A 20,869-nucleotide genomic window follows, 5' to 3' on the forward strand; every position below is an offset into this window, starting at 1 on the left:
ACATTGATTTGACGCAAAAAAATCAGGGACATTGCTGTTAGTTTCCCCGGCGATGAACAAGCATCCAGCATGGAGAAAATCAATGGACGTCAGCCGCAGAAGGTTTTTTAAAATCTGCGCAGGCGGTATGGCCGGAACAACCGCTGCTGCATTGGGTTTCGCACCCAAAATGGCATTGGCTCAGGCGCGTAACTACAAATTATTGCGCGCCAAAGAGATCCGCAACACCTGCACATACTGCTCCGTGGGCTGCGGGCTATTAATGTATAGCCTCGGCGACGGCGCGAAGAACGCGAAAGAAGCCATTTATCATATCGAAGGGGACCCGGATCATCCGGTCAGCCGCGGCGCGCTGTGCCCGAAAGGCGCGGGGCTGCTGGATTATGTCCACAGTGAAAACCGTCTGCGTTATCCGCAATACCGCGCGCCAGGCTCGGACAAATGGCAGCGCATTTCATGGGATGAGGCGTTCACCCGTATCGCCAGATTGATGAAAACCGACCGCGACGCCAACTTTATTGAGAAAAACGAGCAGGGCGTTACCGTCAATCGCTGGCTTTCCACCGGGATGCTGTGTGCTTCGGCAGCCAGTAATGAAACCGGTATGCTGACGCAAAAATTTGTGCGTTCTCTCGGCATGCTGGCGGTAGATAACCAGGCGCGCGTTTGACACGGACCAACGGTAGCAAGTCTTGCTCCAACATTTGGTCGCGGTGCGATGACCAACCACTGGGTTGATATCAAAAACGCTAACGTCGTGGTGGTGATGGGCGGCAATGCCGCTGAAGCCCATCCGGTGGGTTTCCGCTGGGCGATGGAGGCCAAAAACAATAACGACGCGACGCTGATCGTCGTCGACCCGCGCTTTACGCGCACGGCATCGGTGGCCGATATCTATGCGCCGATCCGCTCCGGTACCGACATTACCTTCCTGTCGGGCGTTCTGCTGTACCTGATCGAAAATAACAAAATTAATGCGGAGTACGTTAAGCATTACACCAATGCCAATCTGCTGGTACGCGAGGATTTTGCCTTCGACGATGGCCTGTTCAGCGGCTATGACGCTGAAAAACGCCAGTACGATAAATCATCATGGAACTACCAGTTTGACGAAAACGGCTTCGCCAGACGCGATGAAACCCTGACGCACCCGCGCTGCGTGTGGAACCTGCTAAAACAGCACGTTTCCCGCTACACGCCGGAAGTGGTGGAGAACATTTGCGGGACGCCGAAAGCGGACTTTCTGAAGGTTTGCGAAGTCCTGGCCGCGACCAGCGCGGCGGACCGGACCACCACCTTCCTGTATGCGCTGGGCTGGACGCAGCACACCGTCGGGGCGCAGAACATCCGCACCATGGCGATGATTCAGCTGCTGCTCGGCAACATGGGGATGGCGGGCGGCGGCGTCAACGCGCTGCGCGGGCACTCCAATATCCAGGGGCTGACCGACTTAGGTCTGCTCTCGACCAGCCTGAGCGGCTACCTGAGTCTGCCGTCGGATAAGCAGGCGGATCTGCAAACCTATCTTGCCGCCAGTACGCCAAAAGCGACGCTGGCCGAACAGGTGAACTACTGGAGCAACTATCCGAAGTTCTTTGTCAGCCTGATGAAATCGTTCTACGGCGATGCGGCGCGCCAGGAGAACGACTGGGGCTTTAACTGGCTGCCGAAATGGGATCAGGCTTACGACGTCATCAAGTACTTCAACATGATGGATAGCGGGAAAGTCACCGGCTATATCTGCCAGGGCTTTAACCCGGTGGCCTCCTTCCCGGATAAAAACAAAGTCGTCCGCAGCCTGAGTAAGCTCAAGTACATGGTGGTTATCGACCCGCTGGTGACGGAAACCTCTACCTTCTGGCAGAACCACGGCGAGTCGAACGACGTCAATTCCGCTGAGATTCAGACCGAAGTGTTCCGCCTGCCGTCTACCTGTTTTGCCGAAGAAGATGGCTCCATCGCCAACTCCGGGCGCTGGCTACAGTGGCACTGGAAGGGGCAGGATGCGCCAGGCGAAGCGCGTAATGACGGTGAAATTCTCGCCGGGATCTACCACCGTCTGCGCGAGATGTATCGCCGCGAAGGCGGGAAAGGCGCAGAACCGCTGCTGGCCATGAGCTGGAACTATAGGCAGCCGGAGCATCCGGAATCGGCAGAGGTCGCCAGGGAGAATAACGGCTACGCGCTCGAGGATCTTTATGACGCCAGCGGGACGCGGGTGGCGAAAAAAGGCCAGCTGCTGAGCAGTTTTGCACAGCTGCGTGACGACGGCTCTACCGCCTCTTCGTGCTGGATCTACACCGGCAGCTGGACTGAGCAGGGTAACCAGATGGCTAACCGCGATAACGCCGACCCGTCAGGCCTCGGCAATACGTTGGGCTGGGCATGGGCATGGCCGCTGAACCGCCGCGTCCTCTATAACCGCGCCTCGGCGGACATTAACGGCAAACCGTGGGATCCGCGACGGATGCTGATCCAGTGGAACGGTGTGAAGTGGCAAGGGAACGATATCCCGGACTTCAACACCGCGCCGCCGGGAAGCCGGACCGGGCCCTTTATTATGCAGCCGGAAGGTCTGGGGCGTCTGTTTGCCCTCGACAAGCTGGCGGAAGGACCGTTCCCGGAACATTACGAACCGATGGAGACGCCGCTGGGCACCAACCCGCTGCATCCGAACGTGATTTCCAGCCCGGTCGTGCGTATTTACGAGGAAGACAGGCTGCGCTTAGGCAAGAAGGACAAGTTCCCGTATGTCGGCACCACCTATCGCCTGACCGAGCATTTCCACACCTGGACCAAGCACGCGCGGATCAACGCCATTGCGCAGCCGGAACAGTTTGTCGAAATCAGCGCAGGGCTGGCGCAGGCGAAAGGGATTGCCAACGGCGATCGGGTGACGGTCAGTAGCCAGCGCGGTTTTATTCGCGCGGTGGCGGTGGTCACCCGCCGTCTGCAAACCCTCAACGTTCACGGGCAGCAGGTGGAAACCGTCGGCATTCCGCTGCACTGGGGTTTTGAAGGGGTGGCGCGTAAAGGCTATATCGCCAATACCCTGACGCCGAACGTCGGCGATTCCAATTCGCAGACGCCGGAGTATAAGGCGTTTCTGGTCAACATCGAGAAAGCGTAAGGGGCGATAACATGGCGATGGCAACACAAGACATTCTTAAACGCTCCGCGACGAATCCGCTAACCCCCGCGCCGCGCGCGCGGGACGATAAGGCTGAAGTCACCAAGTTTATTGATGTCACCTCCTGCGTAGGCTGCAAAGCCTGCCAGGTGGCCTGTTCAGAGTGGAATGATATCCGCGATGAGGTCGGGCACTGCGTCGGGGTTTACGATAACCCCGCAGACTTAAGCGCCAAATCCTGGACGGTGATGCGCTTTAGCGAAACCGAGGCGAACGGCAGGCTGGAGTGGTTAATCCGCAAGGACGGCTGCATGCACTGCGAGGATCCGGGCTGTCTGAAGGCCTGCCCGTCCGCCGGGGCGATTATCCAGTACGCCAACGGTATCGTCGATTTTCAGCAGGAAAACTGTATCGGCTGCGGCTACTGCATCGCCGGATGTCCGTTTAACGTCCCGCGCCTCAATAAAGAGGATAACCGGGTCTATAAATGCACCCTGTGCGTGGACCGCGTCAGCGTGGGCCAGGAGCCGGCCTGTGTGAAAACCTGTCCCACCGGCGCGATTCACTTCGGCAGCCGCAGGGAGATGCTGGAGGTGGCCGAGGCGCGGGTCGCCAGGCTGAAAGCCCGTGGCTACCCGCATGCCGGCATTTATAACCCGCAGGCGGTGGGCGGGACGCACGTCATCTATGTGCTGCACCACGCTGACCAGCCGGCGCTATACCACAATCTGCCGAATGAGCCGAAGATCGACACCAGCATCAATCTGTGGAAGGGGGCGCTTAAGCCGCTGTCGGCCGCCGGTTTCATCGCCACCTTTGCCGGGCTGATTTATCACTACATCGGGATTGGTCCTAACAAGGAAGTGGATGATGAGGAGGAAGAGCATGATGGATAAATCGAAAACGATCGTGCGCACGAAGTTTATCGACCGCGCCTGCCACTGGACGGTGGTGATCTGCTTCTTCCTGGTGGCGCTGTCGGGGATTTCATTCTTCTTCCCGACGCTGCAATGGCTGACGGAAACCTTCGGTACGCCGCAGATGGGGCGCATTTTGCACCCGTTCTTCGGCGTGGGCATCTTCCTCGCGCTGATGTTTATGTTCGTCCGGTTTGTCCAGCATAACATTCCGGACCGGCAGGACATTCCGTGGCTGAAGGGGATCGTTGAAGTGCTGAAGGGCAATGAACATAAAGTGGCCCGCGTCGGCAAATACAATGCCGGGCAGAAGATGATGTTCTGGACCATCATGAGCATGATTTTCGTGCTGCTGGTGAGCGGAGTGATTATCTGGCGTCCTTATTTTGCCCACGCTTTCCCGATTCAGGTCATTCGCTACAGCCTGCTGATTCATGCAACATCCGCGATCGTCCTCATTCACGCCATTCTGATCCATATGTATATGGCATTCTGGGTGCAAGGCTCCATTAAAGGGATGATCGAAGGCAAGGTGAGCCGCCGCTGGGCGCAGAAGCACCATCCGCGCTGGTATCGTGACGTTGAGCGGCTGGAGGCAAAAAAAGAGAGTTCAGAAGGGATCCGCTAGTTCGATTGCGCTCTTGATAATGGCGCGACAACCGTCGCGCCACTGGCGTTGCATTGCGCGCCGCGCAGGACCTGCCGCCCAAACCGCGCGCCGAACGGCCGGGCCGCAGCAAAAACCACGCCCCGGTAGAGCGCGTGTTAATAGCGCTCGGCAATATAACGGAATGGGTAATGGGTGGTCTTAACTTTGCCAATTTTGCGTTTGGGCAATGTTACCGCTTCGCCAGGCAGGCGTTTATAAGGGATCTGCGACAGGATATGGGAAATGATATTAAGGCGAACGCGTTTTTTTTCTTCCGAACGGGCGACAAACCACGGCGCCCACGCGGTGTCCGTCGCGGCGAACATCGCATCCCGCGCCAGGGTGTAGTCATCCCAGCGGTTAAACGACAGGATATCCATCGGCGACAGTTTCCAGATCTTACGGCCGTCGTCGATGCGGTCCCGCAGGCGGCGCTCCTGCTCGGCCGGGGTCACCTCCAGCCAGTATTTAAGCAGGATGATGCCGGATTCCACCATTGCGCGCTCGACCATCGGCGCCCCGGCGAGGAATTTATCGGTCTCCTCCGGAGTACAAAAGCCCATCACCCGTTCGACGCCCGCCCGGTTGTACCAGCTGCGGTCGAAAATCACCACTTCGCCTGCGGCAGGCAGGTGCGGGATGTAGCGTTGAAAATAGAGCTGAGTCTTCTCTTTATCCGTGGGCGCCGGCAGGGCGATAACCCGAAACACGCGCGGGCTCACCCGTTCGGTAATCGCTTTGATGGTGCCCCCTTTACCGGCGCCATCGCGTCCTTCGAAGACAATACACACCTTTAGCCCTTTGCTGACCACCCACTGCTGGAGTTTGACCAGCTCGACGTGAAGTTTTCGCAGCTCCCGGGCGTACGTTTTATTACCCAGCGGCGGCGCTTTTTTCGTGACCTCAGCGATGATTCTGGCGCTTTTTTTGTTGCCCATATCTGGCCTCTCCGGTTTGTCTTGTACTTTGAAGTGTAATCACGCAGCGCAAAGCGGGGGGAGAATATTGGGGCAGGCATTGCGCTGAGACCTGTACGGATGTCGCCATTTTATGGACAAACGGGTCGGCGTGGGTTTTTGTCTGGTCTGCCGCAGTTGCATGGTCAATAATGCCGGCCGAAAAGAAAAAACACGTAATTAACTGAATGAAAAAGACCCTTTTTCGTTAGCGCCTGGCACTTTCGGTCTGGGGATGGCGGAATTTGGCATTATGGGCGTATTACCGGAAATCGCTGCTGATGTACGCCCGCTACCTGCGTCGTTCCGCATAGCGGCGGGCGTATCGGGTTAAGGCGCTTGCCACGGCTCGCCGAGGGTCAGCATCAGACGGTTAGCCCAGGCAAAAAACGCCGCCGATTGCAGCAAATCGAGCTGCGCAAGCGTATCCAGGCCCTGCTGTTCAAGAGCATGCAGATGGCCTGCGTGCAGCGCGGGGGGCGTGACCGAGAGGGCGGCGGCAAAGTCTATTTCCGCCTGCCAGCGCGGCGCCTGGCCGTCGCTGAGGTTTTCTCCCGGCGTCACGGCCAGCAGCGTTTCCACCGCGGTCTCATCTTTCGCCAGCTGCGCCGCCTTGCGCGCATGTACCGACGCACAGTAAATGCAGCCGTTAATCTTGCTGGCTACCGTGGCGGCCAGCTCCCGTTCGGCGCGCGGCAGGCCGCCTGGCGTATAGAAAATCCCTTTGTCGGTCAGCGTACGTTGTTCCAGCACCGGCTGATTGCGCGCCAGCAGGCGAAAATAGGGCGAATCCGTATGGCCATATTTCGCGAGGATCGCCTGTTCGTCAGCGCTGAATTCTTCCAGCGGTTTCGCGGCGATCCACGGTTCCCAGTTCAGCTCATCGCGGGTGAATCGCACCGGCGCCGGTTTTCCGCTGACCGTGTGCGGAGTGGTATGCCAGAAGCCTGCCGCCACCGGCGTGTCGGCGCTGGCATGGGGTTTACCATTCAACAGGCGTAATCCGTTGATCAGCCGACTCTGAAAGCTGACGAAGGCGATCAGCTGGGCGAGGGTAACCACGCCGCGCAGCGTCCATCCGGCGCGGGTGAGCGTCTGCAGCGCCGAGGGCGTGGCTTCCACCGGGGTGAAGGTTAACAGGCGGGCAAACGCCAGCGCGGGGGTGAGCCGCGCCGACGTCGGATCGCCGAGGCCAAAACCGGCGTAGTGGGCGGCGAGCGCATCCGCCTGATGCAGCTTCGCCACTTTAGCCGCCACGGCAAAACGCTCATCCAGGGGAAAGTCCTCATCCTGCTGGCTGAACAGCGCTTCATAGCTGCCCTGGGCATGCCGGGTTGCCGCTTCCCTTACGGCCCGGGCTTCGGCTAATGCGGAACCCGGGGAAATTTCTGCCAGCTCTGCCAAAATATCCTGACTCAGTGTCATGGTGACTCCTTACCTTAGTTGCGGGGCAATATGCTGAGCGATCAGCTCAATGGAACGCAGCGTGTCACGGTGCGAGGGCTCAACGGAGTGCACCTGAAACGAAATATCGGTCACCCGGGAGAGCACGCTGTCCCGGGCCAGAGAGGCCTTCACATGGTCGGCATCGCCAACGTGGGCGTCGAGCTGGGAGAGGTAATCAGTGACACTGTCACCCATTATCTGCTGCCCGGCGGCGCGATGGGCGGCCGCCTGCCGGCGTAAACCCGGTTCGGCCACCTGGAGAGCATAAGCCTGACTGTCGGCGATAAAGGCGGTTCGCGAGGCAAGGATCCGCGGGGCAACGTCTGCCGGTAAAGCGTCGAGATAGGCATCGATAAGCGGATTCTGGATCGCGTCCAGCGCCAGTTCAGGCTGCCCGGCAGGGCGCGGCTGCGTGCGGGAGAGCATTAATCCGTGTCCGGCCTGGCCGGCGCGTACCGCTCCTTCGATGGAGAAAGTGGCAATCCAGATGCGTTCGGCTAACTGCGGCGCCGGCGGGTAGAGATGGTTATCGGGATGGCCCAGCGAATCGCCGCGCCAGGCGCTGTGGATCACATGCAGATGATCGGCGAAGGCCGTTGCCCGCTGCTCGCTGGTTAAGCCAAACGGCAGAAACGAGGTCGGCGTGCCGCCGGAGCCGAAGCCCACCTCCAGACGTCCATCGGCGAGTAGATCCAGCACCGCCGCATCTTCGGCAACCCGCAGCGCGTTCTCCATCGGCAGGGTAATAATAGCGGTCCCGAGGCGGATATGTTCGGTATGCGCCGCCACGTGGGCGAGAAAGACCAGCGGCGACGGCAGGCCGCCCTCGTGCTCGTGGAAGTGGTGCTGGGCGATCCATGCGCTGTCGAAGCCGAGACGTTCGGCGTGGCGAATCTGTTCGGTTGCCAGCCGGTAGCGCTCTTGCGGGGCGGCATGGTCCAGCAGGCGGGTGAAAAAGCCCAGGCGTTTACGCGTCATGCGCTCTCCTTGCTCGGTGTCAAAACGTGAGGAATCGCGGCGATGAGCTCGCGGGTATAGTCATGCTGCGGTCGGGCGAACAGGCGGCTGACCTCGCCATGTTCAACCACCCGACCGGCGCGCAACACCGTTACGCTATGGGCGATACGGCGTACCGTGGCGAGGTCGTGGGTGATAAACAGATAGGTCAGCCCCAGCTGCTGCTGCAACTGCTGCAGCAGGGCGAGAATTTGCGCCTGGACGGTGACATCCAGTGCGGAGGTGGCTTCGTCCAATACCAGGATGGTTGGGTCCAGCACCAGCGCGCGCGCAATGGCCACCCGCTGACGCTGGCCGCCGGAGAGCTCGCGGGCGGTGCGCATCAGCAGTTCCGCCGCCAGCGCGACCCGGGCGGCGACCGCCTCAACACGGGCGCGCCGCTGTGTCGGGCTTAAGGGGTCGAAGTTTTTTAGCGGCTCTTCGATGATCTCAAACAGCGTCTGCCGCGGGTCGAGTGAGGCGAACGGGTTTTGATAGACGAACTGAATTTTGCGTCGCAGCTGGCGGCGCGCCTCGCGGCTTAAATGACCGGCGTCGATACCGTCAATAGCGACCTGGCCGCTATCCGCCTGTTCAAAACCCAGCAGGATCCGCGCCAGGGTCGTTTTACCGGAGCCCGACTCGCCCACCAGGGCGTGGGTGCTGCCGCGTTTGACCTCAAAGCTCACGCTATCCAGCGCCTGCAGTTGCGAATCGCCTAAAGCAAAGCGTTTACCGATCTCTGTGATGCGGATCGCCGGGGTTGCCAGATGCTGGATACGCGGCGCGTCCGGCGTGGGAGGGGGCCCCTGCAGGTCGCTCAACAGCTGGCGGGTGTAGGCGTGCTGCGGCGTGCGTACGACATCGGCGGTCGCGCCGTGCTCCTGAATTTCGCCGTGACGAAACACCAGCAACCGATCGGCGCGCTGCGCGGCCAGCGCCAGGTCATGGGTGACAAACAGCACCGCGGTGCCGGATTCGCGACGCAGCGTATCGAGCAGGTCAAGAATGCGCTTTTGTACGGTGACGTCGAGGGCGCTGGTGGGCTCATCGGCAATGATCAGATCCGGCTTCAGAGCGATAGCGATGGCGATTAACACCCGCTGTTTCATCCCGCCGGAAAGCTGGTGCGGATACTGGTAAAAACGCTGCTCCGGGTGGCTCAGACCGACTTTGCTCAACAGGGCCAGCATCTGCTGCTTACGTTCCGCGGCGCTGCTTTTCTGGTGCAGGCGCAGGATCTCCGCCACCTGCGCGCCGATAGTTTGTACCGGGTTCAGCGAGTTGCCCGGATCCTGCGGCACCAGGCTGATGCGGGTCCCACGCAGGCTATCCAGGCGTTTCCCCGTCCAGCTGCTGATATCTTCGCCGTTAATCAGAATCCGCCCGCCGTCGCGGCGGGCGTTGTCCGCCAGCAGACCGATAATCGCCTGGGCGGTGGTCGTTTTCCCGGAACCGGACTCGCCAACAAACGCCAGCATTTCACCGCGTTTGACGCTGAAGCTGACGTTGTGCACCACTTCGCGCCACTGCTGCCGCGAGCGGTAGCTGATACGCAGGTTTTCAACGCTTAATACGTTCATGAGCGGTCTCCACTAAATTGACGACTGATGCGGTTGGCCGCCAGCACCACGGCGATCGCCGCCAGGCCGGGAAAGGTGGTCAGCCACCAGGCGGTAGAGAGATAGTTTCGCCCCTCGGCAATCAGTAGACCCCATTCCGGCACCGGCGGCGGGGTGCCGTAGCCGAGGAAGCTCAGGGTGGAGAGGGCGAGGATCGCCTGGCCGAACTGCAAGGTGGCAAAGGCCAGCACGGCGGTCAGCGAATTGGGCAAAATATGTCGCCAGAAGACGGCGAAGAATGTTCCGCCGCTGCCAAAGGCCGCTTCGACGTAGTCGCTGTGGCGCACGCGAACCACTTCTGCGCGCGCCAGGCGGGCAAAACTGGCAATCGCGGCGACGCCAACCGCGACCGCGGCATTAACGGTGCCGAAGCCGAGTAAAATGATCACCGTTAATGACAGCAACAGCGAGGGGATCGCCAGCAGGACATCCACCAGCCGCATCGCCAGCGATTCGACGCGCCCGCCGACGGCGCCGGCCAGCGTGCCGAGCGCGGTACCGATAATCAGCCCGATAGCGACCGCCGCCAGCGCGGCGGAAAGGGAATGCACCGCGCCATAAACGATGCGGGTCCACAGATCCCGCCCAAGCTGATCGGTCCCCAGCCAGTGTCCGGCCTGCGGCGCCAGACGCTGGGCGCCGGGAATGCCTTCCAGCGGGTTGTAAGCGCTGAAGAGCTGCGGCGCAGCGGCCATCAGCAGCGCGACGATCGCCACCGCCCAGGCCAGCCACAGGCCGGGCTGAATGCGCAGGCCGCGCCAGGTCGGCACCCGGCGACGGGCGGCGCTCGCGTAATCGACCAGACTCATGCTGCACCTCCGGCCAGCGCTTTCAGGCGCGGATCGAACAGCGGCATCAGCAGATCCACCAGCAGATTAATCACCACGAAGCCGAGGGCGGAAATCATCACCACCGCCTGGAGTACGGCAATATCCTGATTATTGACCGCCTGCTGGGTCAGTTGTCCCAGGCCGCCGCGGCCAAAGACGGTTTCGGTAATTAAGGCGCCGGCAATCAGCTCGCCGAGCAGCAGACCGGCGATATTCAGCGCCGGAAGCAGGGCATTGCCGATGATATGGCGCCACAGGACGCCGGTTTCGCTCATCCCCTTGGCGCGGGCGACGGCAACAAACGGCTGCGCCGCAACCCGATCGATACTGCGCATCAGGATCTGCGCCAGCGGCGCGGAAATGGGGACCGCCACGGCGATGACCGGCAGAATCAGGCCTTGTAACGGGCCGGGGTTGATCACCGGGATCCAGCGCAGCTGGAAGGAAAAAAGCTGTATCAGGGCGATACCCAACCAGAAGGTGGGCAGGGAGATAAAGAGCACCGGCAGGGACTGCAGGGCATTGCTTAACCCACGTAGGCCCGGCAGACGTGAGGCAAAAGCGAGAATAAACGCCAGTACGACCGCCAGCGCGAATGCCGGGAGCGCCAGGCTGAGCGTTTCCGGTAAATTGCTGGCGAGCAGCGTGCTGACCGCGATCCCCGCCTGCAGCGAGTAGCCAAAATCCCCTTGCAACATCGCCGTTAAGGTGTGGGCATACTGCTTCCACAGCGGACTATCGGCGCCGTAGGCGAGACGCATCTCGGCAATTTGCGCCGGACTGAGGCCCAGATCCGGGTTCTGGAACTTGATCAATACCGCATCCCCCGGCAGCACCTGCAGCAACACGAAGGAGAGGGTAAAGGCCGCCCACAGTACCAGGAGACTCTGGCCCAGCCGTTGCAGAAGATAGTGGCTCATCGCATCCCCCTTAATGCTTTTCCAGCCAGGCGCCGTAGAACGATGGTCGGCCGACCGCTTCAAAATTGACGCCCTTCACCCACGGCGCGCCGGCGAAGACCTGCGGCTCCTCAAAGACCGGGATCACGTAGGCGTTATCCAGCAGATAGCGCTGGGCGTCGCCGGTTAACTGCAGCCGTTTTTGCGGGTCGACCTCGGCGGAAATGGCGCTCAGCAGATCGTTAAGCTTATCGTCGCGGAAGGTGTGGACTTTGTCGCTGGAGCCGCCTTTTTGCAGCAGGGCGTCGCGGTTGTCGGGGAAGAACATGCTCTTCACCACGTCCGGGTCGGCGCGGCCGACCTCGGAAACGGTCAGCGGGGTCTTCAGCGGGTCAAGGCTATCGAGGGTGCGGCTGCCGGCGTCGCCCGCCTTCACGCTCAATGCCGCGCCGACCTGGCGCCACTGCTGGGCAATCAGCTGCAGCACCTCTTTGTTTTGCGGCTGCGGCAGAGATTCATAGACCGTCAGCGCCAGGCGCTGGCCATCTTTGACCCGGATGCCGTCGGCCGCCGGTTTCCAGCCGGCCTCGTCGAGCAGTCGTCTGGATTTCGCCTGATCGAAGGTCAGCTTGTCGCTGAGGTTGACGTATCCCGCCGCGCTACTGGCGATGGCGGAAGTCGCCTGCGGATAGTTGGCGGAGAATAGCGTATCGACCACCTGTCTGGCGTTGGTGGCGTGCAGCAGCGCCTGGCGCACGCGCAGGTCGGAAACCAGCGGGTTATCCGGGCGGAAGCTGAGGCTGTCATTCACCCCGCGGGTTGGCGCGGCGTAAATCGTGAAGCCCTGGTCGGTGGCCTGTTTCTCATCGTAGGCCTGCACCTGGCGGATGAAGTCGGCCTGGCCGGCCAGTAAAGCGCCGATACGCACGCTATCTTCCGGCGTGACGATAAAGGTAATCCCGTCGAGATTGGCGGGGCCCTGTTGTGCCAGGTTTTTCGGCCCCCACTGGTAATCCTTACGCGCGACCAGCGTCAGCTCGCGCCCGGGTTTTTCCTCTTTTACCGTAAATGGGCCGGAGCCGATGATATTGCGCGCGTCGCCGAGCTCTTCAAAATTACGCGCCAGCGTACTGAGGGAAACCAGCCCGGAACCGATGGTGGCCGTGCCCTGCAGGAAGCCGGGGGAGGGTTTTTTGAAGTAGAATTTCACCGTTAACGGATCGATGACTTCACTATGGTCGTAGTTGTTGATGACTTCGGACACCGGCAGACGGTGGGCTTTATTCCCCAGCCCATAGGTATCAAAGTTTTTGGCCACCGCGTTGGCGTCCAGCGGGGTGCCGTCGGAGAAGGTCACCCCGGGGCGCAGGGTGAAGGTGTATTCGGTTTTATCGGCGTTGGTGGTCCAGCTTTCAGCGATCCACGGCTCGACCTGCAGCGTTTTCGGGTTCTGCCAGGTCAGCTTATCGGTTATCTGATTCAGCACGCCGCCGTTGGGGTAAAAGCCTCCGGCCGGCGGGTAGAGGTTGGTATGCGGCTGTTGCTCCAGGTAGATTAATGTTCCGCCCTTGACCGGCGTGTCGGCGGCCCAGACGGAAAAAGCGCCTGATAAAAAAAGGGCTGCCAGCGCGGGCAGGCGAAAACGGCTTTGCATGGTGAATTCCTTTGTTATCTATTGTCTTGCCATCATCGGGCGCGGATATTGACAAAGGAACCAAGGAATTGCGCTAAGCATTTGCGGAAAAGGCATTTGCCGCCTGTATCCGCCATACCTCGGGTTGCGGTTGGTTGACGACATTCGTTCACCCGAAATGCTTACCGGAGTCAGCTCATCGGGATTCGCTTACCTGCTGCCTGCCACGCGGAGTATGGCGCTATCAACGGAAACCAGCCATTTCATCATTGTGCGGTTAGTCGGTGCGTTTAAGATGATGAAAACGGCCTCCCGGTAGCCGGAGAGACCGCGACGATCGGCGGCGGAAATCGATAACCATACGGCCGCGAATCTGCCCCAGCTCCATCTCTTTAAAGATGGCGTTGATATCGCCCAGCGGGCGGAGCGTGACTTTCGGCACCACTTTCCCTTCGGCGGCAAACTGGAAAGCTTCGGTCAGATCCTGACGGGTGCCGACCAGCGAACCCACCACTTCGATGCCATCCAGCACCAGACGAGGAATATCGAGGCTCATCGCTTCCGGCGGCAGGCCGACGGCGACAACGCGTCCACCGGCGCGTACGGCATCAACGGCGGAGTTGAACGCCGCTTTCGCGACGGCGGTGACCACCGCGGCGTGTGCCCCACCGGTTTTTTCCTGAATAAGCTTCGCGGCATCTTCGTTGCGGGAGTTAATGGTGAGATCGGCACCCATTTCAGCGGCCAGCTGCAGCTGCGCATCGTTAACGTCAATGGCGATCGCTTTGGCATTAAAGACGTTTTTAGCATATTGCAGCGCCAGGTTACCGAGACCGCCAAGACCGTAAATGGCAATCCATTGTCCCGGTTTGATATGCGAGACCTTCACCGCTTTATAGGTGGTGACGCCGGCGCAGGTAATGCTGCTGGCCGCCGCGGAGTCGAGCCCATCAGGCACTTTTACCGCGTAGTTGGCGGTGACGATGCACTCTTCGGCCATACCGCCGTCAACGCTATAGCCGGCATTTTTTACCGAGCGACACAGCGTTTCGTTGCCGCTGTTACAGTAATCGCAGTGCCCACAGCCCTCAAAGAACCACGCCACGCTGGCGCGGTCACCAGGCTTCAGAGAGGTGACGCCCGGCCCCACCTGCTGAACGATGCCGACCCCTTCATGACCGAGGATGACCCCGGTTTTATCGCCAAAATCACCGTTTTTCACGTGCAGGTCGGTGTGGCACACGCCACAGCATTCCATTTTCAGCAGCGCCTCTCCATGTTGCAGCGGACGCAGCGTTTTTTCCGTCACATTGACCTGGCGATCGTGGGTGACAACGGCAGCCTTCATATCTACTCCTTGAAATTTGAGGAAAAAGTGGTGGTGCTTATTTGTTAATAATACTCATTAAGAGTTGGTCATTGTGATGGATAATGCAAGTTTTGTAGTGGTATATGTGGTGTTATTAAGCACTAATAGTGCAAAACTCGAACATTATTCAATGTTGTGGCTGTTAATATTGATGAAATGTGATGGTCATATTCCTTTCATGACTTAATGGCAGGCTGTAGCTGGCAAATTTCTTATAACAACAGAGTGATAATCCAATGCATCTGGTAAAAACAGCGCTCGCCGCTATGCTTTTTCTCTCCGCCGCCGCCGAGGCCCATAACGTGCTGGATTTTCCGCAGCCGGATAACAACCCGGAAGAGTTCTATGCGGTTACCGAAATCCCGGCGGGCGGTATCATCAAGTATGAAACCGACGCCAAAACCGGGTTTATTATTGCCGACCGCTTCCAGTCTATGCCGGTCGCCTATCCGGCAAACTACGGTTCGTTGACTCAATCGCTGGCCGGGGATGGCGATCCGCTGGACGTGGTGTTTTATACGCGCGCGCCGATGGCGCCAGGCACGCTGATTAAGCTGCGGGCGATCGGGGTGTTGAAGATGATCGATGGTGGAGAGAAAGACGATAAGATCATCGCCGTACCGACCAGCAAAATCGACCCAACCTACGATGACATCAAAAGTTTCAGCGATCTGCCGAAAATGGAGCAGGAGCGGCTGCAGGCCTTTTTCCGCGTTTACAAGCAATTACCGGACGGCCGGAAAAAAGTGGAGCTGAACGGCTTTAACGATGCCGAAACGGCGAAGCAGGAGATCAAACAGGCGTGGGATGCCTGGAAAGAGAAAAGTCCGCAATAAAATAAAAACGGGCGTCACCGGGCGCCTGTTATTTTTTATTTCTGCCTCCAGCCCATCTTGCCAATTTTCATCCTCATTAAAGCCGTCGTTACCGGTGTAAAACGCCAGCGGGGCGGCCGGCGCCCCGGGTTGACAGCACGCCAGGGATGATGGTTGTATTATACAACTATAAATTATTCTGTCCCCAATCCTATGACTCATACCGCACTGATTAACGAAATACGCCGCGCTTCACGCCTGATGGTCCGTGAACTCGGATTTATGCATACGACGCTGGCGGCAACCGATTATTCGCCTTCCGCGGTACACACGCTGCTGGAGATATCGGTTCGCGGCGCGATGACCGCCGCCCAGCTGGTTCAGCTTCTTGGCCTGGAGAAATCGAGCGTCAGTCGCATGCTCTCCCGGCTGCTCGCCGCGGGAGAGCTGCAGGAAAAGCCGGTCGTTAACGACGGGCGCCTGAAACAGCTTGAGCTGACGGAGAAAGGGCGGCGGACCGTGAGCCGGATTAACGACTACGCGGCGATGCGGGTGGCGACTGCCCTTGCGCATCTTGACCCCGCGCAGCAGAACGGCGTGGCGCAAGGGCTGACGACCTACGCGCAGGCGCTGGAGAAGTGTCGCGGTGAGCCGCTTTCCGCTGAGGGAAAAAGCATTGAGATCGTCACCGGCTATCGCCCTGGCATGATTGGCCGCATCGCGCAGATGCACGGCGAGTATTATGCGCGGCACCATGGGTTTGGCCATTTTTTTGAAGGCAAGGTGGCTAGCGGGCTGGCGGAGTTCGCTGCCCGACTGGCGGGCGAGCGTAATCAAATCTGGCTGGCTATACAGGGCGGGGAAATCGTCGGCTCGGTGGCTATTGATGGCGAGGATTTGGGCAACAATGAGGCCCATCTGCGCTGGTTTATTCTTGATGACAGCTGTCGGGGAAACGGGGTCGGCAGACGTTTGCTGAGAGAGGCGATGGCTTTTTGCGATCGCGCTGAGTTTTCCGCCGTTCAGCTTTGGACCTTCAGCGGCCTGAACGCTGCCCGCAGGCTCTATGAATCTTTCGGCTTTACGCTGCATAAAGAGTGGCAGGGCGAGCAATGGGGAATGATGATGACCGAGCAGCAATTTAGCCGACGGGGACCGGCGACACCCGGCGCCTGACCCGCAGCCGCGCCCGGAAAACCAATCCGGCTAAGGTACAACCCTTAGCCGGCGGTGGGGCTTAACTCAGACGGGCGTGAATTGCCGCGATCTCCTCGCGCCATTGCGCCTGTAGCTGGGGCTTCTGGTGCTTCGGCTTACGCATGATATCGTCTGCCAGCCGCTGTTCCAGGGCGATTAACCGTTCCAGAAGCGCATCGTTATCCTCGGCCTGCGCCACGATCGTCGCTATCGGCGCTGGCGCTCCGCTCCGGCGAGCGGCGCTACGCAGACGGGCATAGACGTCGTCGGCGCTGGGCCATTCGCTCAGCCCGGCATCATCAATCAGCCAGAAGCGGTTACAGCTCTGACCGATCAGCTGGCGATCGTGGCTGACCAGCAGCAGGCCGCCCGGGTAGTCCCGCAGTGAGGCGGCCAGCGCCTCTTTGCCCTCCATATCCAGGTGGTTGGTAGGTTCATCCAGCAGTAGCAGGCTATAGCGCGCCAGCGACAGGCCGACAAACAGCAGCCGGGAGCGTTCGCCCCCGCTGAGGGTACTGACCCGCTGGCCGTGACGGCTCCAGGCGAAACCGGCGGAAATCAGCGCCCGCTTGCGCACTTCCGGGGCGGCGGCGAAGGCTTCCAGCGCCTCGAGCAGGGTTGCGCTGTCTTTCAACTGATGCAGCGACTGGTCATAGTATCCGGCGTTTAAACGCGGATGCAGACGTAGCCCCTCGTCGGCGACCGGTTGCTGTATCTGCCGCCAGAGCAGGCGCAGTAGCGATGATTTCCCCCCGCCGTTACGGCCCATAATCGCCACCCGATCGCCGCTGCGCAGGCGCGCCAGCTCAGCGGTGAACAGAGCCGGCAGCCCCGGCGCCGGAGGGACCGGCAGCTGTTCCATCTCCAGCAGACGATCGGCGCGTAGGGCGTCACCGTGCAACGCCAGCCGCCACGGCGTTCCGGCGCTCAGCTCGGTTTGACTCTCCTTCAGGCGCGTGACCTGTTTTTCCATCTGTTTAGCTTTGCGCGCGAGATCTTCGTTGTCATAAACCTGTCCCCAGGTCGCCAGCCGTCGGGCGCTGGCGGTAACGCGGTCGATCTCTTTTTGCTCAGCCTTGTACCGCAGGGCATCGCTTGCATCCTGCTCCTGCAGCGCCTGACGGGCGGCGCTGCAGGGAAGAGAGAAGGCGTGCAGGGTGTTGTCGCGCAGGATCCAACTGCTATTAGTTACAGCATCCAGTAAGAGATTATCATGCGCCACCAGAACGAAGCTCCCCTGCCAGGTTTGCAGGAAGCTTTCCAGCCACAACAGGGTCGGGAGATCGAGATGATTACTGGGTTCATCCAGCAGCAGCAGGTCGGGCTGCTGAATTAACGCCCTGGCGAGCAGCAGCCGGGTATGCTGCCCGCCGCTCAGGGTCGCGGCCTGCCGGGTGAATTCCGCGGGGCTAAACCCCATTTCCGCCAGCAGACGTTCCGCCTGCCAGCGCTGATGCTCCCGTCCGGCGGCGGGAAGGCGCGCCAGAACCCCCTGAACCAGCGATTGCTGCCGTAGCGCGTCGGGTAAATGTTGCTCAACCCGCGCCAGCAGGCAATGGTGCGCCAGCGCAATGCTCCCGGCGTTTGGCGTCAGCGTACCGTCCAGCACCTGCAGCAGGGTGCTTTTGCCACAACCGTTGTAGCCGATCAGGCCAATACGGTCGCCTTGTTTTAGGGTCAGGGAGAGGTCGGTGAACAGCGGACCGAATGCCGTTTCAACATGCAGAGATTGCGCGGTTAATAATGTGCTCATAGTGAACTTACTCAAGAGTTACAGGCATGAAAATGCCTCGTCAAACATCGCTGACGATAACCCGGTAAGCCCGAGGGAAGAGAATTAAGGTCGTTGGTCTTCGCTCAAGCTGAAGTTATCGCAGCACGATACCGATAACGCTTGAGCGGGTACGATGACCAAATGTCAGTGAAAAAATAGATATTTCACGTAACGGCATTGGGGTCCTCCTTTTTTATTCAGCAAGTGGTCAGGTGCAGGCAGTGTAGAAGCAGAACGGGGGTTTGGCTAGCCGCTAAAGATAGTGGGCGCCGCGGAAAGTAAAACGGGCCTGCTGTCAGGCCCGTTAGCGCTGGAGATCAATCAGATCGATGTCCGGCGGTAGTTGCGATACTCCGGTAACCAGAAGTTATCGTTAATCGCCTGTAACAGCGCTTCTGCCGAGGTTTTCACCGCCACGCCTTGCTCCTGCGCGACCTTGCCGACCGCAAAGGCGATAGCCCGCGATACGGTTTGAATGTCTTTCAGTTCCGGTAACACCGGGCCTTCGCCGTTGTTCACCAGCGGGGAGTGTTTCGCCAGCGTTTCACTGGCGGCCATCAGCATGTCGTCAGTGACCCGTGACGCGCCGGAGGCGATAACGCCGAGGCCGATGCCGGGGAAAATATAGGAGTTGTTGCACTGGGCAATGACGTACTGCTTATCTTTCAGCATAACCGGCGCAAACGGGCTGCCGGTGGCAACCAGCGCTTCACCGTCGGTCCAGCTAAGAATATTCTGTGGCGTGGCCTCCACGCGGGAGGTCGGGTTCGACAGCGGCATCACGATCGGCCGCGGGCAGTGCTTATGCATCTCGCGAATAATCTCTTCCGTGAACAGCCCCGGCTGACCTGAAACGCCGATCAGAATATTCGGTTTGACGTTGCGCACGACATCCAGCAGGGAAAGGACCTCGTTAGTGGTGTCCCACTGCTGCAGATTTTCCCGCTTCTGGACCAGTTTGCTCTGGAACGGCAGCAGGTTCGGCATCCCATCGGTCAGCAGACCGAAACGATCGACCATAAACACGCGCTGACGGGCTTCTTCTTCGCTTAACCCCTCGCGCTGGATCTGGGCGATGATCTGCTCGGCAATACCGCAGCCGGCGGAACCGGCGCCGAGGAAGACGATTTTTTGCTCACTCAGCTGCCCGCCCGCGCCGCGACTGGCGGCAATCAGCGTACCCACGGTCACCGACGCGGTGCCCTGGATATCATCATTAAACGAGCAGATTTCATTGCGGTAGCGGTTGAGCAGCGGCATCGCGTTCTTCTGCGCGAAGTCTTCGAACTGCAGCAGAACATCCGGCCAGCGGTGCTTAATCGCCTGGATAACATCATCGACGAACGTGTAATACTCGTCGTCGGTCACGCGCGGATGACGCCAGCCCATATACAGCGGATCGTCGAGCAGCTGTTGATTGTTGGTCCCCACGTCCAGCACGATCGGCAGGGTGTAGGCCGGGCTGATACCGCCGCAGGTGGTGTACAGCGAAAGCTTACCGATCGGGATCCCCATCCCGCCGATACCCTGGTCGCCCAGACCGAGAATACGTTCTCCGTCGGTGACCACGATGACTTTCACGTTGTGGTTCGGCACGTTTTGCAGGATATCGTCGAGGTTGTGCCGGTTCTGATAGGAGATAAACACGCCACGGGAGCGGCGGTAAATCTCAGAGAAGCGTTCGCAGGCGGCGCCGACCGTCGGGGTATAAATGACCGGCATCATCTCATCGAGATGGTTGCCAATCAGTCGATAAAACAAGGTTTCGTTGGTGTCCTGGATGTTGCGCAGGTAAATATGCTTGTCGATCTCAGTTTTAAACCCCTGATACTGGATCCATGCGCGTTCAGCTTGTTCTTCTATTGTTTCAACAACTTCTGGCAGCAGGCCGAGCAGGTTAAAGCTGCTGCGCTCTTCCATGCTGAAGGCGCTACCTTTGTTGAGAAGGGGAAATTCGAGCAGAACGGGACCAGCGTAGGGGATATACAGAGAACGGTTTTTCTTATGGGTGAATTGCATCGCACTAACTCCTTGATGTTCACTTCAGACCCGAGCGCGGCGATAGGCGTGCGGGCTGGCAGGGAATGCAGCGGGGCAGAGTATAGAGCAGTTGTTATCAAAGAGGGGGAGATTGTCTTAAAAAAACACCATCCTGATACAAGGACGGTGTTTTTATCATCACTCAGCTGAAATATTAGCCAGCGCGGCGCTTGCGGCCGGTGGCATGGGCGTGGTTAATCGTCGTTTCCACATCGCCGTCCAGCACCACTTTTTTCTGCTGGGAAAGCTTATAGTTCAGACCGAGAAGATGACGTGCCTGATGGTTCGATTTCATTCTTACTCCTTAATCCAGTTCTGTTTCAAGGACAAGCCCGGCGTTGCCGGACGAAATGTAACCCTAAGAACGATACGTTATCGGTACCGCGCTATGTATGGTGGTCTATTTTTCCGCCCATGGCAACCTTGTGCGGGCAAATGTTATGCCGGGACCGTGATTATTGAGCGGCAAATAACGCCCGAAGCGGCCCTTAACCCGGCGAAATTTATCACCATTCCCCGCGGCGGCTTTTTGTTATCTCCCGCACAATTATTAATTTTCACAACCAGTTAGTGAAATTACGTAATTGTGATAATAG

15 protein-coding genes and 2 pseudogenes are annotated in these 20,869 nt (G+C 59.3%); 6 read left to right on the forward strand and 11 right to left on the reverse strand.

The annotated features are described in order from the left end of the window. Positions 1-82 precede the first annotated feature (82 nt). Genes fdnG through fdnI form a run of 3 tightly spaced genes read left to right on the forward strand, consistent with a single transcriptional unit; the run spans position 83 to position 4,675 of the window. Positions 83-3,130 (forward strand): formate dehydrogenase-N subunit alpha, encoded by a 3,048-nt coding sequence (gene fdnG, locus EDF73_RS20640; protein ID WP_165905758.1) that lies wholly within the window; start codon positions 83-85, stop codon positions 3,128-3,130. Positions 3,131-3,141: 11 nt separating this feature from the next. Next, complete coding sequence (fdxH, locus tag EDF73_RS20645) at positions 3,142-4,026, forward strand: formate dehydrogenase subunit beta (RefSeq protein WP_132730920.1); 885 nt, start codon at positions 3,142-3,144, stop codon at positions 4,024-4,026. Beyond that, positions 4,019-4,675, forward strand: coding sequence for a formate dehydrogenase-N subunit gamma (fdnI, locus tag EDF73_RS20650; protein WP_132731006.1), 657 nt, complete (start codon positions 4,019-4,021; stop codon positions 4,673-4,675). Before fdxH ends, fdnI begins: the two co-directional genes overlap by 8 nt. Before the next feature lie 137 nt (positions 4,676-4,812). On the opposite strand, the gene ppk2 is transcribed toward fdnI, so the two are convergent. Next, entirely contained in the window at positions 4,813-5,634 is an 822-nt protein-coding gene (gene ppk2, locus EDF73_RS20655) for a polyphosphate kinase 2 (protein ID WP_132730921.1), read from the reverse strand. Positions 5,635-5,836: 202 nt separating this feature from the next. Here ppk2 and EDF73_RS27775 point away from each other — a divergent pair. Beyond that, positions 5,837-5,956: pseudogene (locus tag EDF73_RS27775) on the forward strand (hypothetical protein); the annotation flags it as partial. A 26-nt stretch (positions 5,957-5,982) separates the two neighbouring features. Here the strand turns inward: EDF73_RS27775 and EDF73_RS20660 are convergent. The 7 genes and pseudogenes from EDF73_RS20660 to adhP form a co-directional block, all read right to left on the reverse strand. Further along, positions 5,983-7,077 carry an alkylhydroperoxidase domain protein gene (locus EDF73_RS20660; protein ID WP_132730922.1) on the reverse strand — a complete coding sequence of 365 codons (1,095 nt, stop codon included), beginning with the start codon at positions 7,075-7,077 and terminating at the stop codon, positions 5,983-5,985. A 9-nt stretch (positions 7,078-7,086) separates the two neighbouring features. Then, a complete protein-coding gene (locus EDF73_RS20665; protein WP_132730923.1) occupies positions 7,087-8,076 on the reverse strand; it encodes a putative FMN-dependent luciferase-like monooxygenase in 990 nt (329 codons plus the stop codon). Continuing rightward, positions 8,073-9,677 carry an ABC transporter ATP-binding protein gene (locus tag EDF73_RS20670; RefSeq protein WP_132730924.1) on the reverse strand — a complete coding sequence of 535 codons (1,605 nt, stop codon included), beginning with the start codon at positions 9,675-9,677 and terminating at the stop codon, positions 8,073-8,075. Before EDF73_RS20670 ends, EDF73_RS20665 begins: the two co-directional genes overlap by 4 nt. After that, complete coding sequence (locus EDF73_RS20675) at positions 9,674-10,525, reverse strand: ABC transporter permease (RefSeq protein ID WP_132730925.1); 852 nt, start codon at positions 10,523-10,525, stop codon at positions 9,674-9,676. The genes EDF73_RS20670 and EDF73_RS20675 overlap by 4 nt, the downstream gene beginning before the upstream one ends. Beyond that, entirely contained in the window at positions 10,522-11,466 is a 945-nt protein-coding gene (locus EDF73_RS20680; RefSeq protein WP_132730926.1) for an ABC transporter permease, read from the reverse strand. Before EDF73_RS20680 ends, EDF73_RS20675 begins: the two co-directional genes overlap by 4 nt. 10 nt (positions 11,467-11,476) lie before the next feature. Then, complete coding sequence (locus EDF73_RS20685) at positions 11,477-13,099, reverse strand: TIGR04028 family ABC transporter substrate-binding protein (RefSeq protein ID WP_132730927.1); 1,623 nt, start codon at positions 13,097-13,099, stop codon at positions 11,477-11,479. A 322-nt stretch (positions 13,100-13,421) separates the two neighbouring features. Continuing rightward, positions 13,422-14,426 (reverse strand): annotated as a pseudogene (gene adhP / locus EDF73_RS20690) (alcohol dehydrogenase AdhP); the annotation flags it as partial. Between the two features lie 257 nt (positions 14,427-14,683). Here adhP and EDF73_RS20695 point away from each other — a divergent pair. Further along, entirely contained in the window at positions 14,684-15,283 is a 600-nt protein-coding gene (locus EDF73_RS20695) for an inorganic diphosphatase (protein ID WP_132730928.1), read from the forward strand. 192 nt (positions 15,284-15,475) lie between these two features. Then, complete coding sequence (locus tag EDF73_RS20700; RefSeq protein WP_132730929.1) at positions 15,476-16,438, forward strand: bifunctional helix-turn-helix transcriptional regulator/GNAT family N-acetyltransferase; 963 nt, start codon at positions 15,476-15,478, stop codon at positions 16,436-16,438. A 61-nt stretch (positions 16,439-16,499) separates the two neighbouring features. Here EDF73_RS20700 and EDF73_RS20705 read toward each other — a convergent pair whose 3' ends face one another. From EDF73_RS20705 to sra, 3 genes are all read right to left on the reverse strand, one after another. Beyond that, positions 16,500-18,212: an ABC-F family ATP-binding cassette domain-containing protein gene (locus tag EDF73_RS20705; protein ID WP_132730930.1), complete on the reverse strand. Its 1,713-nt coding sequence runs from the start codon at positions 18,210-18,212 to the stop codon at positions 16,500-16,502. A 342-nt stretch (positions 18,213-18,554) separates the two neighbouring features. After that, positions 18,555-20,252, reverse strand: coding sequence for an NAD-dependent malic enzyme (locus EDF73_RS20710; protein ID WP_132730931.1), 1,698 nt, complete (start codon positions 20,250-20,252; stop codon positions 18,555-18,557). A 175-nt stretch (positions 20,253-20,427) separates the two neighbouring features. Then, a complete protein-coding gene (gene sra / locus EDF73_RS20715; RefSeq protein ID WP_004861775.1) occupies positions 20,428-20,568 on the reverse strand; it encodes a stationary-phase-induced ribosome-associated protein in 141 nt (46 codons plus the stop codon). Positions 20,569-20,869 lie beyond the last annotated feature (301 nt).

Source organism: Klebsiella sp. BIGb0138, assembly GCF_004342285.1.
Classification (GTDB): domain Bacteria; phylum Pseudomonadota; class Gammaproteobacteria; order Enterobacterales; family Enterobacteriaceae; genus Klebsiella.

Bases quoted from the DNA above. Each gene is read 5' to 3' on its own strand.
- fdxH (WP_132730920.1), top strand. From the start codon at position 3,142: ATGGCGATGGCAACACAAGACATTCTTAAACGCTCCGCGACGAATCCG.
- fdnI (WP_132731006.1), top strand. From the start codon at position 4,019: ATGGATAAATCGAAAACGATCGTGCGCACGAAGTTTATCGACCGCGCC.
- ppk2 (WP_132730921.1), bottom strand. From the start codon at position 5,634: ATGGGCAACAAAAAAAGCGCCAGAATCATCGCTGAGGTCACGAAAAAA.
- EDF73_RS20660 (WP_132730922.1), bottom strand. From the start codon at position 7,077: ATGACACTGAGTCAGGATATTTTGGCAGAGCTGGCAGAAATTTCCCCG.
- EDF73_RS20665 (WP_132730923.1), bottom strand. From the start codon at position 8,076: ATGACGCGTAAACGCCTGGGCTTTTTCACCCGCCTGCTGGACCATGCC.
- EDF73_RS20670 (WP_132730924.1), bottom strand. From the start codon at position 9,677: ATGAACGTATTAAGCGTTGAAAACCTGCGTATCAGCTACCGCTCGCGG.
- EDF73_RS20675 (WP_132730925.1), bottom strand. From the start codon at position 10,525: ATGAGTCTGGTCGATTACGCGAGCGCCGCCCGTCGCCGGGTGCCGACC.
- EDF73_RS20680 (WP_132730926.1), bottom strand. From the start codon at position 11,466: ATGAGCCACTATCTTCTGCAACGGCTGGGCCAGAGTCTCCTGGTACTG.
- EDF73_RS20685 (WP_132730927.1), bottom strand. From the start codon at position 13,099: ATGCAAAGCCGTTTTCGCCTGCCCGCGCTGGCAGCCCTTTTTTTATCA.
- EDF73_RS20695 (WP_132730928.1), top strand. From the start codon at position 14,684: ATGCATCTGGTAAAAACAGCGCTCGCCGCTATGCTTTTTCTCTCCGCC.
- EDF73_RS20700 (WP_132730929.1), top strand. From the start codon at position 15,476: ATGACTCATACCGCACTGATTAACGAAATACGCCGCGCTTCACGCCTG.
- EDF73_RS20705 (WP_132730930.1), bottom strand. From the start codon at position 18,212: ATGAGCACATTATTAACCGCGCAATCTCTGCATGTTGAAACGGCATTC.
- EDF73_RS20710 (WP_132730931.1), bottom strand. From the start codon at position 20,252: ATGCAATTCACCCATAAGAAAAACCGTTCTCTGTATATCCCCTACGCT.
- sra (WP_004861775.1), bottom strand. From the start codon at position 20,568: ATGAAATCGAACCATCAGGCACGTCATCTTCTCGGTCTGAACTATAAG.